Below are 16,242 nucleotides of genomic sequence, written 5' to 3'. Positions count from 1 at the left end.
ATCTCCTAGAGCCGACTTACTCTCATATAGGTGGAACCTTAAATTTCTTAGATGCCGTAGCCGTAGTTATCGTAAACGCTGGTATTGTTAGCAGTGTTGGTGTCTACAGCAGTGTTAGGGATGTAGTCGGTGGTAACCACAATCTTGTTACGCTTGGAGTGGTTCAAGTAGTGGCCATGAGCCCAGTCAAGACGAATCTGCTCGCCGGGACCCAGCTCACCGCGGAGGGTTACCATAAAGGTGTGGGAGTTGACACGAGCAATCTTGATCTTGGTTGACATGGGAGTAGTGAGGGTTAAAGAGGTGTTCCGGACGGGGGCACCGCTCATATCCTCGACGGTTACGTAGAAACGAGTTCCGCTGGGCAGGTTGCCTGAGGCGGAGCCTGCATTCCCTAGATAGAGCTGGCCGATGGTGGCTAGGCCGGGAACCGGAGCGAAAGAACTTACGTTGGTGTAGGCATTAACAGAGGTAGGTGCGGTAGCTGCCTCTGCAGGAGTCAGGGCTGCACCGCCCAGGGCTAGAGCGCCTACAAGGGTTGCAGTCAGGGTCTTTTTCATCATAAGTACATCATCCAATCTCTAAAGATGCGAAAGCGTGAGCAATATGTCGAGGAGGGGCCGACTACTAGGTCTCAACCAATCAGTGGCACACCTAAGATTTTAGCAAGCTAAAGGCTGACTATGTATTCGGTTTTTACTTCCTTTTATGGGGGCAAAAACACTCCATTTGCGCCTTATCAGCCCCCATGCGGGGCTTTTAGAGGGTATCACAGAGCGGGGGAGGGATATGTAACCCCTCCCCCGCTTAACCCTTTCCCTATGAGTCTAACTATAGACACAAAGAGTTGGATTTACCTTTGATCTTACCAGATACCATCGGCATACATGAGCTGGTAGCCAAGCTGGGTGTCCTGGCCACGAGTGAGTCCAACCAGCTGGGCGTTGAAGAAGGTCACAGCATTGGAGGTGGAACCATTGAAGCCGGTACCGGCAGCGCCTGCAGAGGTGGTCTTCTGGAAGGCACCAATCTCGTTGGAGTAGACGTAGCCGCTACCGGTGTAGGTAACAGCCTTGGTGTCACCGCTGGTGTCGTGAGCCCAACCAGAGAACTGGATGGTGGCACCGGCGAAACGCTTTTTGCTCTTGTTCCAGTTGTCTACACTCTTGGTGTAGGCGTTCAGCAGGCAGGCCTCGTCAACAGAGGAGCCAACGGAAGAACGGACCTCATCGAAGCTGGGGGGCAGGAAGCCAACGGGGCGAACACCAATGGCAGTGTAGATTGCGCCAGAGCCAATAACGGTACCATCACGCCAGTGGGAGTTAACGAAGTCAACAGCGTCGCCCTTGGTGGCTGCAGTGTTGGGCTTGATGGCGAAGAGCCACTTGAGATGGTTACCCTCGGCAACACCGGTCTCTTCACCGAACTCGCCAGCACCCAGGTTGTTGTAGCGGCCGTCAGCAGAGTAGACGTCGATGTAGGAAGAGGCATGGGAGACGTCGCGCTGGTTAGGAGCATTGGGATCATCCACGTTGACAGCTGCGGGAGAATCGTCAGCTACACCGGTGCTGGTGTTCCATTTGTTGTTGGCAGGCCATTCAGCAGGCATCTGGGCGGAACGGATCTTGCCGCCGCCGAAGAGCTTGTTGATAGCGGGAGAGGTGGCAACGTTACGCTGAGCGAACTCGAAGCCGAAGGGCAGCTGAGGAACGTCCAGAACACCACCGTTGGTTACCTGCACACGCAGGTTGGAGGTTCCTAGGGCACCGTTGGAGCTAGCGTTATTGTTGTACCAGAAACGAATGGTGGTGTTCTGCAGGTTGGGCAGAGCGGCCAGACGCCTCTGGAAGACAGCCTCTACCTGTGCGTCGATGTCAGCGGGGCAGGGAGAAGAAGCCGCGTAAACGGGAACCGACGCAGACGCAACAACCACAGGAGCTGCCCAGGCAACACCCTTTGCTAGGGTGCGTCGGGAAAAACCGTGAGTCATGTGTAACTTTTCCTTAAAGTATTTAGGGAGAAATAAGACGTGTAAATACCACAAAGCTCTATGAAAACACAATGCTCTCACAGATGTACTTACAACTCCTTAATTATAGACCCGTAAGCTAGAAAAGCAGACGTAATCGCCCAAGTTTCTTTCGTATTCTGTTAACCACAGAGCGTCTGGCTTCCTCTCTTTTCTTTGCAGATTTTCACTAGGCGGGCTCGCGTAGGCAGGCTATTTTTTTCAGACGCTCCCCTATCTGTCCCTCAGCCCCAAAAACTGTGGGAGTATAGTAGACCTTCCCCACCAGAGCCTCAGGGGCATATTGTTGGCGGGCCACCCCGTTCTTCTGATCGTGAGGGTAGACATAGCCCTTACCATGCCCCAGTGCAGTAGCCCCCGGGTAGTGACCATCGCGCAGATGAACCGGAACCGGCCCTGCCAAGCCCGCACGGACGTCCGCCAACGCCCCATCGATAGCCCGGTACACGGCATTCGACTTAGGGGCAGACGCTAGATGAATCGTCGCCTGCGCCAAATTCAACCGAGCCTCCGGCAGCCCCACCAGCTGAACAGCCTGAGCAGCATTCACCGCAGCAGTCAGGGCCGTGGGGTCAGCCATACCGATATCCTCACTGGCATGAACAATCAGGCGGCGGGCAATAAACCGGGGGTCCTCCCCCGCCTCAATCATGCGCGCTAGATAGTGTAGGGCAGCATCCACGTCTGAGCCACGAATCGACTTAATAAAGGCACTGGTGACGTCGTAGTGCTGATCGCCCTGCTTATCATAGTGCACCACCGACCGATTGACCGCCAAGCTCGCGTGCTCTGCCGTCACCGGCAGGGGCTGCTTGACCGAATACTCAACACCGGCGTCCTCAGCCTCACTAAACGCAATCGCAACCGCCGCCTCCAGCGAGGTTAGGGAGCGGCGAGCATCGCCTCCAGAAACTGCCGCGAGGTGGGCGCGCGCATCCGCATCAATGACCGCCGCGCCGCCAAAACCGCGCGGGTCAGCCAACGCACGGTCAATCAGGTGCTCAATATCGGACTGCTCCAGCGAATGAACCCGCAACAGCAGCGAGCGCGAAAGCAGCGGCGAAATAATGCTGAACGACGGGTTCTCCGTCGTAGCCGCCACCAGAATCACCCAGCGGTTCTCCACGCCGGGTAGGAGCGCATCCTGCTGAGCCTTCGTGAAACGGTGAATCTCATCGAGGAAGAGTACGGTAGTCGTGCCGTACATATCGCGGTCGAGCAGCGCCTGATCCATGACCGCGCGAACATCCTTCACGCCCGCGGTAATCGCCGAAAGCTCCACGAACTTACGACCCGGCGCGCGCGCAATCACATGCGCCAGGGTGGTCTTGCCCGTACCCGGAGGGCCGTATAGAATCACCGAAGACGGGCCAGCCGGTCCGGCGTTCTCCCCCGCCAATACGCGCAAAGGCGCACCCGGAGTCAGCAGATGATCCTGGCCGAGAACCTCATCAATAGTGCGCGGACGCATACGCACCGCCAACGGTGCACGAGACGCCGAACGGGAAGAGTGCGCACGCGACGCAGAGGCACGCGAGGAGGGCTCCTCAGCGGGCGCGCCAATCAGGCTCACGCGGTCCCCGTCATCGGGCAATTCAAGATCAAAGAGGGAATCAGCCATAGTCTTACTCTATCGTTTCACAGGAAATTCGGTCATGACTTCGTGACTCTGGTACGGGTTAAAGACCCCCGCCGAAGTCACTAACTCATGACCAGAAATCAGAACCTAGCGTCTAAATTGTGAGCCACTCTTAGAGGGTCTCACTATCGAGAATCAGGGTCACCGGGCCGTCATTGACAAGCTCCACCTGCATGTCCGCACCGAACACACCGGTCTCCACGTGCAGGCCATGCTCACGCAACGCCTGAACATAATCGTTGAACAGCGGCTCACTCACCGCGCCGGGCGCAGCAGCAGACCAGGAGGGGCGGCGGCCCTTCTTCGCATCCCCGTACAGGGTGAACTGGCTGACCGCCAGCACGGGTGCACCCTCATCGAGGAGGGACTTCTCCCCCTCCAGCAGGCGCAGGTTCGCGGTCTTATCGGCAAGCTTCGCAATCTGCGCCGCACCATCACCGTGAGTGATACCAACCAGCACCAGATAGCCGGGCTGCTCAATCGCGCCGACCGTCTCACCGTTCACGCGCACCACCGCGCGGGTCACACGCTGAATAACAGCTCGCATCGTTCACCTTTCAACTGGGTTCATCTTTCAACTTGGAGCCGGCCTTCACCGGGCTCATACATCTCGCTCAACCCCGCTCTCGGCGGCTGGTTTAGGGCAGCCGCCTCAGAGCACACCGCGCAGTTGCACGGCACGCAAAAACTGGTTTGCCGCCCGCGGGGTACGAAACTCGATAAAACGCTTCTGCAGATGCTGCCCGCGAGCCTCCGCCAGCAATTCCCCGACGTGCGGGTAGCTCCTCCACGTGTACCGAATCATGTTGTCCGGGTCACGCAGAATATTCTTCAATGGCGGCTCCACATTATCAGCCCACAGCCTCTGACCCGTCACCGCACGGCGCACCGTCCGGCGAACCACACGCCACATGACCACCGCACGGCTATAGCGCAAGTAAATCACCACATCCGCACGCTCCAGCAGGCGGCCACGCACCTGCGGATACTGCCACTCCGTAATCCACGCAGGCCGCTCAATGAGCGTCTGAACATCCGCCTCAAAACTAGGGCGCGGAGTCCAGTTCGGACCCCAATGCAACGAGTCCATCTCCGTATGCGGAATGTCCAGGAGGCGCCCTAACCGCGCCGCGAACGTCGTCTTACCGCTACCGCTCGGGCCGGCAACCAGAATACGCATGCTCCCCTCCCCCTTTACTTAGTACACAGATCGGCACGCACGCCAGTTGAGACAAAGGGCGGGCTGTGACCCTGCACAGGCAGAATACACAGCCCACCCTCAACGGCGACCCCGGCACAACTCAACGCCCGCCGGGTCCACGCCGCACAGGCCCACACCCCTACGGGGCGCATGACCAAAGACTAGAGAAGACTAACTACTCTTCGTCCTTCTTCTTCGGCTTGAAATCAACGCCAGCTTCCTTACGCTGCTCCGGAGTAATCGGTGCAGGAGCCGCAGTCAGCGGATCGTAACCGTTACCGGTCTTCGGGAACGCAATAACCTCGCGGATCGAATCAACGCCAGCCAGCAGAGACACAATACGGTCCCAACCGAACGCAATACCACCCATGGGCGGTGCGCCGTACTTGAACGCATCCAGCAGGAAGCCGAACTTCTCCTGGGCCTCTTCCTCACCAATGCCCATCACAGCGAACACGCGTTCCTGCACGTCACGGCGGTGAATACGGATCGAACCGCCACCAATCTCGTTACCGTTGCAGACAATGTCGTAAGCGTACGCCAGAGCCGAACCCGGGTCGGTGTCGAAAGTATCCATGAACTCGGGCTTCGGGGAGGTGAACGCGTGGTGCACAGCAGTCCACGCGGAGTGGCCCAGAGCCACGTCACCGGACTCAGTAGCGTCAGCAGAAGACTCGAACATGGGAGCGTCAACAACCCACACGAAGGACCACTCGCCGTCCTTAATCAGGCCGGTACGGTGACCAATCTCAACACGCGCAGCACCCAGCAGTGCGCGGGAAGCCTTAGCCTCCCCAGCAGCGAAGAAGATGCAGTCGCCGGGCTTCGCGCCGGTAGCCTCAGCCAGGCCAGCACGCTCAGCATCAGTAATGTTCTTAGCAACCGGACCGGTCAGCTCGCCATCCTCCTGAATGAGGACATAAGCCAGGCCCTTAGCACCACGCTGCTTAGCCCATTCCTGCCAAGCGTCCAAAGTACGGCGAGGCTGAGAAGCACCACCGGGCATGACCACAGCACCCACGTAAGGAGCCTTGAACACGCGGAAAGTGGTGTCCTTGAAGTACTCGGTCAGCTCAGTCAGCTCCAGACCAAAACGCAGGTCAGGCTTATCCGAACCGTACTTCTCCATCGCATCCTTGTAGGTCATGCGCTGAATCGGGCGGGGAACCTTCACATCAATCAGGTTCCACACAGCCTCAACGATGCGTTCGCCCAGGTCAATGATGTCTTCCTGATCAACGAACGAAGCCTCAATGTCCAGCTGAGTGAACTCAGGCTGACGGTCCGCACGGAAATCCTCGTCACGGTAGCAGCGAGCAATCTGGTAGTACTTCTCAATACCGCCCACCTGCAGCAGCTGCTTGAACAGCTGCGGGGACTGCGGCAACGCGTACCAAGAACCCGGAGCCAGACGAGCCGGCACCAGGAAGTCACGCGCACCCTCAGGGGTGGAACGGGTCAGGGTCGGGGTCTCAACCTCAATGTAGCCGTCCTCGGCCAGCAGGTTGCGTGCCGCACGGTTCGCGTCCGAACGCAGGCGCATGATGCGAGCCGGCTCCGGGCGGCGAAGATCCAGGTAGCGGTAGCGCAGGCGCGCCTCCTCACCCACCTCAACGTGCTCGTCAATCTGGAAAGGCAGCGGAGCGGCAGTGTTCAGCACCTCAACGGCGGACACCTCAACCTCAATCTCGCCGGTTGCCAGGTTCGGGTTCTCGTTACCCTCCGGGCGCTTAGAAACCTGGCCGGTCACGCGCAGAACGTACTCATTACGCAGGTGCTCAAAGTCAGCCTCATTGTGGAAAACGCACTGGGTGACGCCCTCGCGGTCACGCAGGTCAACGAAGGCGACACCACCGTGGTCGCGGCGGCGAGCCACCCAACCGGTCAGGGTAACAGTCTCTCCAATATTTGCGGCGGTCAGCTCGCCGTTGGTGTGAGTGCGAAGCACAGACATTCCTTTCATAGCGCGCACCTCACGACTATAGACAGTAGCCGGGTACACGCGGTTGATGATATGCGCACACTGCGTGCGCCTCATATATTGTATCCCCTCTAGGCATGTCGAGGGCAGAAAATAGGGTGTGGAGGCAGGACGCGGGTTTGTACCATAGGTTAGTATCTTTTGTCGTAGTTAAAAACCATGGCAGAAGACACTAACCTATGGTCGAAATTTGTAGCGTTAGCCTTACCGTATGAGCAGTCCCCGAAGATGGGCAATAAATTCCCGCTCTTTCTGAAAAATATCAGCCCAGGTTAGATGCACGATTCTCCAGTCGGCGCGGGTTAGAGCGCGGTCACGGGCAGCCTCGTAGCGGTCCCTGCCGGGGTGGTCCACGTATTTCTGTTCGCCGTCGAACTCGAGAATCACCCGCGCCTCGGGCCAGGCGAAGTCCACCCGATAGTTACGCCCCTCGCACGAAATCGGGTACTGCGTCATGGGGGTAGGTAACTCATGTTCCATGAGTAGGCACCGGGTGAGGCTTTCACCAGCCGACTCGCTGGATGCATCCACCGCCTGTGCCAGGAGGGGCCCTGCGGAACCGCCATAGCCGGTGAGATTCAGCAGAGTCTCGATAACTTCGTGGGGTTCCATTAGTCCCCGCCGCATGATGGAGTCGGCGAGGACTACCGCCTCCCGAAAGGGCATAGTGCGAGCGCAATCCTGCAGTGTACGAGCCACCGTTGTCGCCATGACGTGTGTACCGGGTATTGCGGTCACTGCATTAGGGTCAAAACCTCGCCTATGCCTGCAGATGCGCCCCCTATCGGATGGGCTAGTGGCGGTACTGTACACATGCACGATTGAAGGTACGTTGAGTACATCTAGCCCCCAGAGTGCAGCTGCTGATGTGTGTGAGAAAACCCCCTGAAGACCCATGAGGTAGGCGGCAATGCACCGTACCGCGAGCCGCTCATCGGGAGTGAGCACCTGAGCATCGCGGGTGTAAATATAGGCTCCTCGCTGAATACGTTGCAATGTTCCTGCCGCTATCATCGCACGGATATGCCGGGCTCCAATGCCTCGTGAGTTAAGGATGCGAGGGGTGAGCACGAGAGGGTACAGCTCGGCTGCACGTGTGATTGGGCCTTGCACGGCTGGGGTTTGGGGATTCAGGATATTTACGGTATTCATGGCTTTATCCTGACAGTCTCTGCGAAGTCGTGGAATCTGTTCGTGAAATCTGTGGATAACTTCGCTGTTTTTAGGGAAATATCCACTATCCACAGGTTTAGGTTGTATCTCAGAATTTTTGTGCCATGGGTTAGTGTCTTCTGTCGTAGGTAAAAACCATGGCAGAAGACACTAACCCATGGCACAAATCTGCCCAGTACAAATCCACACAGCGCAACAAAAACCCGCCCGGCAAGGAAGTCAATCCTCCACACCAGGCGGGTACATATCCAGGCTCAGAGTAGTCAGATACTACAGTGGCCAAACCCCACAGGGTATGACGGGCCCCTACTATTTACCTACTATTTACAGGCCCTCAGCACGTACAATCTGAACGTGCAGATCCTCAGCCGGCGGCATCCACGAAGCCGGATCAGCAGCAACCTGCTCACCCGAACGGATATCCTTCACCTCGTGAACCGGGGCACCCGACTCATCCGAGGAAATGAACCACACGAACGGAATGCCGCGCTTCTCAGCGTACTTAATCTGCTTACCGAACTTCGCCGCATTCGCAGACACCTCGCAGGCAATACCGCGGGCACGCAGCGCATCCGCAACATCATTCGCAGCAGACCAGCCCTCATCATTCGTCAGGGCAACAAACACAGCCGAAGGCACCTTACGGCTCGCCTGCGCAAAACCCTGCGACAGAATACGAGCCACCACACGAGTCACACCAATCGACAGGCCAACACCCGGGTACGTCTTCTTACCATTCGACGCCAGCGACTCATAACGGCCACCCGAGCAGATCGAACCCAGCGACTCGTGACCAACCAGCACAGTCTCATACACGGTGCCAGTGTAGTAGTCCAGGCCACGAGCAATCGACAGGTCAGCCAGCACCTTACCCGGCGCACGGCGAGACGCCTCCTCAATGACCTCAGCCAGCTCAGCAAGACCCTGATCCAGCAGCTCATGCTCCACCGAATACTTAGCGGCAAGCGCACGCACCTGCTCCACAAAAGAAGCATCCTCAGTGCGGATCTGCGCCAGCTCCAAGGCGGCAGCGGCAGCATCCGCGCTCGCACCAGCCTCAGCCTGCAGCTCCTCAGCCACGCGCTCAACACCAATCTTCTCCAGCTTGTCAATAGAACGCAGAACAGCCGCAGTATCAGTCAAACCCAGACCCAGGTAGAAACCCTCAGCCAGCTTGCGGTTATTCACACGCAGCTTGAACTCAGGAATCGGCAGCTTCGACAGCGCATCAACAACAACCAGCGCCAGGGTCACGTCGTAACGGAACGGCAGCTCGCCGTCACCAACCACGTCAATATCAGCCTGAGTGAACTCGCGGGCACGACCCTCCTGCGGACGCTCACCACGCCACACCTTCTGAATCTGGTAACGCGAGAACGGGAAATTCAGGTAACCGGCGTTCTCCACCACGTAACGGGCAAACGGCACAGTCAGGTCAAAGTGCAGAGCCAGCTTTTCCTTAGCCTTAGCAGCCTCATCCTCCTGCAGGCGAGAAATTGCGTAAACTTCCTTGTCAATCTCACCCTTGCGTAGCAGCTGCTCAATAGTCTCTACCGAACGAGTCTCAATCGGGGAGAAACCGTGCAACTCAAAAGTCTCACGCAAAGTGTCCAGAACATGATTCTCAACCAACCGCTCAGCCGGAAGGTACTCGGGAAAACCAGACAGCGAAGCCTTGCGAGCCATACGCGATACTCCTTGACAAAGAACTCGACAACAAAACCCCCGGAACACCTCCGGGCATATCTATCCATCATACCAACACCCACCCCAGCACAGCACCCACTCCCCCAGCACAACCCGCACAAACCCGCGGCTAGCAGGTTCGCCCACAACACAACACGACCAGACACTACTCACACACACCCCACAGAGGCTATGCTTAGGAGGTGCACACGCACACCCAAACGGGTGCCCACCACTGGGAACAGCGCATAGGCGCCCCACCCCCAGCACCCCCGAGTGAAAGAGTTATAGCGGTGACTACCAAACCCGACGACACTGTAAACCTCGAAAAGGCACGCCAGTACGGCCGCGTCTCCGAGGACGGCCACGTCTTCGTCATTGTCGACGGCGAAGAATACGCAGTAGGCCAGCTGCCCGGCGCCTCCGAAGAAGAAGCACTCAGCTACTTCGCCCGCAAATTTGAAAATGTCGAGGCGCAGGTTTCCCTGCTCGAATCCCGCCTCGCCAACAACGCCCCCGCCGCAGACCTGCAGAAGGGCATCACCTCCATCGGTGCACAAATCGGTGTGCGCAACATGGTCGGCGACTACACCGGCCTGCAGAAGCGCCTCGTCTCCCTCGCAGAGCAGATCACTGAACTCGGCGAAAAGCAGCAGCAGGCACGCAGCGAAAACCATGAACGCGCCCTCGCCGTCCGTGAAGAAATCGTCGCGGAAGCCGAACAGATTGCCGGCCAGGACCCTGACCAGATTCACTGGAAGAACTCCCACTCCCGCATGAACGAACTGTTCGAAGCGTGGAAGAAGGCACAGCGCGAAATTCACCTGGCAAAGAGCGTAGAGGACGAGCTGTGGAAGCGTTTCCGTGCAGCTCGCACCACCTTCGACCGCAACCGCCGCGCGCACTTCTCGCAGCTGGACGACCGCAACGCACGCATCAAGCGTGCCAAGGAAGAGCTGATTGCGCGTGCGGAAGAGCTGTCCACCTCAACTGACTGGTCTGAGGCTTCCCGCGCATACGGCGACCTGATGCGTGCCTGGAAGCAGGTACCCCGCGGCCACCGTCGTGAGGACGACAAGCTGTGGGCACGCTTCCGCGCGGCACAGGACGTGTTCTTCAACGCCCGTAACGAAGCCGAAGCAGCGCAGGACGCAGTCTACGCCGAAAACCTCAAGGTCAAGGAAGCACTGCTCGAAGAAGCACGCGCACTCCTGCCCGTCGAAGACATTGAGGCTGCAAAGGCAGCCTTCGACAAGATCCTGGACCGCTGGGATGCGGCAGGCCGCGTGCCCCGCAACGACCTGCGCCGCGTCGACGGCGAACTGCGCCGTATTCAGGACGAAATCAACGGCGCCGAAGAGGCAAAGTGGAAGCGCAACGACCCCGCCAAGGCAGCCCGGGCGAACTCCCTGCTCGCACAGATTGAGGACTCCCTCGCCGAGCTGGAGGCAGAGCTCACCGCAGCTGAGAAGGGCGGCGACTCCAAGAAGATCGCCAAGGCTAAGGAAGCTCTGGAGGCGCGCCGCGCCTGGGCAGCAACCCTACAGGGCTTCGGCAACTAGGGTCTAGCCGGAGTTCTAGCCGACAGGTAAGTGCCCGGGGTGCTGGCTGCTAGAGGCTGGCGCCCCGGGTTACTTGTCTCATTAACACCGAGAAGCCACATGTGTTTTGAGAAGCTACCATTATCGTGGCTTTTCGAAACATATGTGGCTTCTGGGCGGATTACCTCTGGGCAAATAACCGCAGGGTTAGTTGCCACCGAGGAACGGCATGAAGCGAACGATATGCTTCTCCAGCTTCTGCTTCACACGCTTCGCCTTGGTTGCTGCGTCCTCAGTCTTCGCGCCGCCGAGCTTGCCGCCAAAGAGCGAAATCTTACCCTTGACCAGGCGGCTGATCTTGCCGGGAATGGTGCGGCGGTTTTCCTTGAGCGCACGGTTGACGACGCGCTGGGTCTCTACGGAGTCCAGCTCTTCATCCTTCACGATAGTGTCTTCTTCGCGGGTGCGGCGGTCGGTCACGTAGTGGTGGAAGTGTTCCTGCACGTCGTGGTCTTCGGACTCGTTCAGGTAGGTATCGAAGTAGTCCTCGATGATGTCGCCGCTTTCGCGCAGGTCAGCGTCGTTACGAATTGCGAGGCGCACGCGGTCACGGAAGTACTCCACGCTGTCCTGGGCGGTTTCGGCGGTGCTGTTCTCACCTGCCGCGTCGGCCTTGCCATGGCGTACGGCGCGGGCTGCCTTGACGAGCTCAAGGATGTAGAGCACACCGACTTCCTGCTGCTTCACCAGCTCAGTGAGGAAGTGGACACCAGCGAACGGGTCGACCTCATCAGTCCTCTCCTCGCCCTCATCGGTTCCTTCTTCCTGTGCCTTGCGCTGTTCACGAATCTCTTCGTAGATGTCGTTGTAGACACCGGTGTAGCCCTGCATGTCGTAGTCGCTGATGAGTTCGTTGCCGCCGTCGCGGATGAACTCGTCGTGCACGCGCAGTTCCTGCTGCAGTTCAAGCACATCGTTCATGAGCTTGATGTAGCGGGCCTTGTCTTCGGGGGTGTCCACGGTGATGGAGCCGCCCTCATCGATGGGGAATTCTTCGCGCAGGTCAGAGACAGCCTGATCGTATGCGGCGTAGGCTTCCTTGTAGGGTCGGGTGAAGGCGATATCGAGGGCGGACTGGCCGTTGCTGTTTTCGGTGTCGCCGAAGAGGGTGAAGGCGTCCTTGGTTGCCTGTTCGAGGTCGCGGAAGCACACGATGTTGCCGGAGGGCTTGAGCGAGTTGAGGATTCGGTTGGTGCGGCTGTACGCCTGCACCAGGCCGTGCATCTTCAGGTTCTTGTCCACCCAGAGGGTGTTGACGGTCTTAGAGTCGAAGCCGGTCAGGAACATGTTAACGACGATGAGCAGGTCCAGTTCGCGTACCTTCATGCGGCGGGAGACGTCCTTGTAGTAGTTGTCGAAGGAGTCACCGTCGGTGCTGAAGTTGGTGCCGAACATGGTGTTGTAGTCTTCGAGGAACCCGTCCATGCGGCTGCCGGTGTCTTCGGTAGCGAAGGTGAAGTTTTCTTCTTCACCAAAGGTGTCGAAGAGCTGCCCACCGTTGCCCTGCGAGTAGATGATGGCAACCTTGAGCTTCTGTTCGGGGCGCAGTGTGCCGTCTGCGATGCGTTCTTCTTGCAGGGTGTTGATGGCGTCGTAGTAGGTGCAGGCGGCATCAATAGACGAGGTTGCCAGGATCGAGTTAAAGCCGCGCACACGCTGTACGTAGTGTTCGGTGACGCCGTTGATGGTGCGGGTCTTTTTGATGTCGTAGCTGGTGGCTGCGCTCTGGTTGGTTTTGCGGTCGTAGTTGTCCAGAATGTAGGTGGCTACGGCTTCGATACGTTCGGGGCTTTCGAGTACTTCCTTGCTTTTTGCGAACTTGGCGAGTTCCTTTGCGTCGGGGGTTTCAGCGTGTTCGGCGGCGATTTCTTCTGCGTAGGAGGTTTCTTCGAGTTCGGCGAAGTGGGGGCTGGTGTTGGTGTATTCCAGGTGGAATTTCAGCACGTTCTTGTCGTTGATGGCGTCAACGACGGTGTAGGTGTGCAGGCAGTCGCCGAAGACTTCGACGGTGGTGGTGCCGGGGCCGCCTGCGGAGTTCTTGTCGAAGATGGGGGTTCCGGTGAACCCGAACATGCTGTACTTCTTGAAGCTTTTCTTGATGGCGGTGTTCATGCGGCCGAACTGGGAGCGGTGGCATTCGTCGAAGATGATGGCTACGCGCTGGCCGTAGACGGGGTGTTCGGGTTCGGCGGTGATGAGGTTAGACAGTTTGTGGATGGTGGTGACTACGATGTTGGTTCCACGGTCGGCGAGGCGGTTGCTGAGTTCGCGGGTGCTGCCGGTGGAGCTGACGGAGTCTGCCTGGAAGTTGTTATATTCGAGCATGGTCTGGTAGTCGAGGTCCTTGCGGTCCACGACGAAGAGTACCTTGTCGACGAGTCCGGTTTCTGCCAGGCGGCGTGCGGTTTTGAAGCTGGTGAGGGTTTTGCCGCTGCCGGTGGTGTGCCAGATGTAGCCGCCGGCTTCTTTGGTGCCGAGCAGCTTGGGGTCGTTGTTGGCGATTTCGACGCGCTTAATGATTTTCTCGGTTGCCGCGATCTGGTAGGGGCGCATGACGAGCAGGTCCTGGCCTACGGTGAAGATGCAGTAGCGGGTCAGGATGTTTGCGAGGGTGTGGCGGGTGAGGAAGGTGCGCGCGAAGAGGATCAGGTCGTTGATTCGGTTGTTCTGTTCGTCTGACCAGTAGCTGGTGAAGTCGAAGCTCTTGCCTGCGGAGCCGCCGGAGGCAGTCTTACGGCCGGTTTTCTGCTGGTCTTCGACGTGCTTGTGGCGCACGGTATTGGAGTAGTATTTGGTTTCGAAGCCGTTGCTGATGACGAAGATCTGGGCGTATTCGAAGAGGCGGTGCTTGTCCTGCTGGAAGCCTTCGTTCTGGTATCGCTCGATCTGATTGAAGGCTTCGCGGATGCTCACGTTGCGCTTCTTGAGTTCGATGTGTACGAGGGGCAGGCCGTTGACGAGGATGGTCACGTCGTAGCGGTTGAGTACCTTTCCGTTGGCAGTGGGCACGCGGTACTGGTTGATGACCTGCATGCGGTTGCGTGCGGGGTAGGCGGCGTCGATGAGCATGATGTTGCGCAGGGTGCCGTTGTCGAGGCGGAAGTCGATGAAGCGTTCTTCCTGGATGAGCTTGGCCTTCTCCAGGATGCCGTCGTTGGAGCGGGCGATGTGTTCGGTGAGTAGGCGGTTGAATTCTTCGTCGGTGAAGTGGAAGCCGCTGTTGGGGCCGTAGGCGCCTTCTTCGGCGCGGGTGTTGAGGCGTTCGAGCTGTTTGCGTAGGTTACGGATGAGCGCGGCTTCGTCGGTGAGGTCCGGCTGGTAGTCGTAGCCCTGGGTTTTGAGGGTTTTGATGAGTTCGGCTTCGAGCTGCGCTTCGCTCTGGTGCTCGCGCTTCTGCTGTTGCTGGGCCTTCCATTCCTCGTGGAGGTCTGATCCCTTGAGCTTAACGATGACGGTGAAGTCGTCCGAGCTGAGGATGCTTTCGGTGCGTCCTTCGGTGGGGCGGGGGTGGTTGGGTACGGTTTCCACGGGGTGCTCCTTTGCGTAGGGGTTGAGTGCGTGGATGGTTGGGCTCAGAGTTAGCGGGCCCAGTTTGTTGAGTGTGGTTGAGGTATATGGTTGAGGTCTAGCGGCCCGTGCAGGGGTGGCGGGGTGCCGCCCCTGCACGGGGTGCGCGCGTGATGCGCAGTTTGATGCGCAACATGATGCGCAGGTGCCTACTGGTTTTCGCCCTTGCGGGGGAAGGTGAGTAGCTGGTCGCGATAGTACTCGTATTGGCTGCGACGCGCTGCGAGCTCTGCGGGTAGACCCTCGGAGAGGCTGCTGGTTAGTGCGTCGAAGCGGTCGAGAATATCGACAATGCGCTGCTGAATCTCCATAGGAGGAACCGGGATTTTGGTTTCCATCAAGTGCTTATTAGTAATTGACTTTACGATTGTTCCATGACCAGCAAACATGAGGGTCCTGAAGTAATAAGTCAAAAACCTTGCATTCATTGAATCATTCAGAACCAGCCCACGAATATCCTGATTAATTGCTAGATTCATTCCAGCAATTTTCATCCTGCCAGGATTAATTTTAATTGCGACAATAACTGCCCCTGCAGGAACTATATTCGTAGAGCTTCCTTTTACTCCCTCTTCTGTAATTTTTGACCTAGTATCTGTAACTTCCAAAACATCATCAGAAAGGTCACCTACAGAAGCCCAAGGAATATTGCCCTCCCAGTACTCTGCTTTAGATTTGCTGGGAGTTCCGCCACCGTAATTCTTGGCTACAACGTCTTTCAGAGAGCGATATTCTACTCCGTCAGGGCAGAGCGTCTTCACCAGACCAGCAATAGCAGGAAGACCGGTTGCGGGGTCTTTGAGAGTTCCAAAGAGAGAGCCACGGTAGTACTCGTATTGCAGAGTACGTGCTTCCAGCTCCGCTTCCAGCTCCGCTTCCATGTTCGTGAATTTGTCGAGAATTTCAACAATCGCTTCCTGAATCTCCAAGGGAGGAACAGGAACCTCAAACTTCACAAGCATTGGCTTACGAATAGATTTGACGGTAGCTTCAACTGCATGCCGGTTAATATATTCTTTAAAGAATGAAGAAATATAGTAATACCCAAACTTGGGGTTCATTTCATCAACCGTAAAAGAAACCCTGTAGGCGCGCTGATGCAGGTCATATTTCCCGGATACAAAGTGGAAGATTTCACCAACGCCACCTTCACCAGGAATAACAATTGCAGTCTCATCGTATAGATACTTTGACGACCGAAGAATTGTCTTGGAACGAACATAAAAAGGATACTGCCCAGACTCCTGAGCGTCCTTCTTATCGCTCTTACCAGTTCCAATATCAGCAATTTCACCCAGCGGGCGGTACTCTACCCCGTCCGGGCAGAGCTCAGCCACCAGGCGGTCAATATAATTCGTCACCTCC

General features: G+C 57.5%; 11 protein-coding genes. 1 reads left to right on the top strand and 10 read right to left on the bottom strand.

What is annotated here, in order from left to right:
* Window positions 1–47 precede the first annotated feature (47 nt).
* The 8 genes from O3648_RS00110 to hisS all read right to left on the bottom strand — a co-directional run bounded on the left by O3648_RS00110 (window position 48) and on the right by hisS (window position 9,709).
* Window positions 48–563: a hypothetical protein gene (locus tag O3648_RS00110; protein WP_279754095.1), complete on the bottom strand. Its 516-nt coding sequence runs from the start codon at window positions 561–563 to the stop codon at window positions 48–50.
* Between the two features lie 302 nt (window positions 564–865).
* Entirely contained in the window at window positions 866–1,990 is a 1,125-nt protein-coding gene (locus tag O3648_RS00105) for a hypothetical protein (RefSeq protein ID WP_279740019.1), read from the bottom strand.
* 208 nt (window positions 1,991–2,198) lie between these two features.
* Window positions 2,199–3,650, bottom strand: coding sequence for a replication-associated recombination protein A (locus O3648_RS00100; RefSeq protein ID WP_279740020.1), 1,452 nt, complete (start codon window positions 3,648–3,650; stop codon window positions 2,199–2,201).
* Between the two features lie 130 nt (window positions 3,651–3,780).
* A complete protein-coding gene (gene dtd, locus O3648_RS00095) occupies window positions 3,781–4,215 on the bottom strand; it encodes a D-aminoacyl-tRNA deacylase (protein WP_314078327.1) in 435 nt (144 codons plus the stop codon).
* Window positions 4,216–4,320: 105 nt separating this feature from the next.
* Window positions 4,321–4,848, bottom strand: a complete 528-nt coding sequence (locus O3648_RS00090) for an adenylate kinase (RefSeq protein WP_311446491.1) — start codon at window positions 4,846–4,848, stop codon at window positions 4,321–4,323.
* 196 nt (window positions 4,849–5,044) lie between these two features.
* Complete coding sequence (gene aspS, locus O3648_RS00085; RefSeq protein ID WP_279740026.1) at window positions 5,045–6,817, bottom strand: aspartate--tRNA ligase; 1,773 nt, start codon at window positions 6,815–6,817, stop codon at window positions 5,045–5,047.
* A gap of 237 nt (window positions 6,818–7,054) precedes the next feature.
* Complete coding sequence (locus O3648_RS00080) at window positions 7,055–7,462, bottom strand: endonuclease domain-containing protein (protein ID WP_371567651.1); 408 nt, start codon at window positions 7,460–7,462, stop codon at window positions 7,055–7,057.
* A gap of 885 nt (window positions 7,463–8,347) precedes the next feature.
* Window positions 8,348–9,709 carry a histidine--tRNA ligase gene (gene hisS, locus O3648_RS00075; protein WP_279740030.1) on the bottom strand — a complete coding sequence of 454 codons (1,362 nt, stop codon included), beginning with the start codon at window positions 9,707–9,709 and terminating at the stop codon, window positions 8,348–8,350.
* Window positions 9,710–10,002: 293 nt separating this feature from the next.
* Between hisS and O3648_RS00070 the strand changes: the two genes are divergently transcribed.
* Window positions 10,003–11,271 (top strand): DUF349 domain-containing protein, encoded by a 1,269-nt coding sequence (locus tag O3648_RS00070; protein ID WP_371567649.1) that lies wholly within the window; start codon window positions 10,003–10,005, stop codon window positions 11,269–11,271.
* A gap of 186 nt (window positions 11,272–11,457) precedes the next feature.
* Here the strand turns inward: O3648_RS00070 and O3648_RS00065 are convergent, their stop codons facing one another.
* Both O3648_RS00065 and O3648_RS00060 read right to left on the bottom strand, forming a co-directional pair.
* Complete coding sequence (locus O3648_RS00065) at window positions 11,458–14,838, bottom strand: type I restriction endonuclease subunit R (protein ID WP_371567647.1); 3,381 nt, start codon at window positions 14,836–14,838, stop codon at window positions 11,458–11,460.
* Between the two features lie 188 nt (window positions 14,839–15,026).
* Window positions 15,027–16,238, bottom strand: a complete 1,212-nt coding sequence (locus O3648_RS00060) for a restriction endonuclease subunit S (RefSeq protein WP_371567644.1) — start codon at window positions 16,236–16,238, stop codon at window positions 15,027–15,029.
* Between the last annotated feature and the right edge of the window lie 4 nt (window positions 16,239–16,242).

The sequence above is a fragment of the Rothia sp. 27098_8_161 genome (assembly GCF_041432905.1).
GTDB lineage: Bacteria > Actinomycetota > Actinomycetes > Actinomycetales > Micrococcaceae > Rothia.
This window is presented reverse-complemented; position numbering and strand designations above follow the sequence as displayed.

Bases quoted from the DNA above. Each gene is read 5' to 3' on its own strand.
- O3648_RS00110 (WP_279754095.1), bottom strand. From the start codon at position 563: ATGATGAAAAAGACCCTGACTGCAACCCTTGTAGGCGCTCTAGCCCTG.
- O3648_RS00105 (WP_279740019.1), bottom strand. From the start codon at position 1,990: ATGACTCACGGTTTTTCCCGACGCACCCTAGCAAAGGGTGTTGCCTGG.
- O3648_RS00100 (WP_279740020.1), bottom strand. From the start codon at position 3,650: ATGGCTGATTCCCTCTTTGATCTTGAATTGCCCGATGACGGGGACCGC.
- dtd (WP_314078327.1), bottom strand. From the start codon at position 4,215: ATGCGAGCTGTTATTCAGCGTGTGACCCGCGCGGTGGTGCGCGTGAAC.
- O3648_RS00090 (WP_311446491.1), bottom strand. From the start codon at position 4,848: ATGCGTATTCTGGTTGCCGGCCCGAGCGGTAGCGGTAAGACGACGTTC.
- O3648_RS00080 (WP_371567651.1), bottom strand. From the start codon at position 7,462: ATGGAACCCCACGAAGTTATCGAGACTCTGCTGAATCTCACCGGCTAT.
- hisS (WP_279740030.1), bottom strand. From the start codon at position 9,709: ATGGCTCGCAAGGCTTCGCTGTCTGGTTTTCCCGAGTACCTTCCGGCT.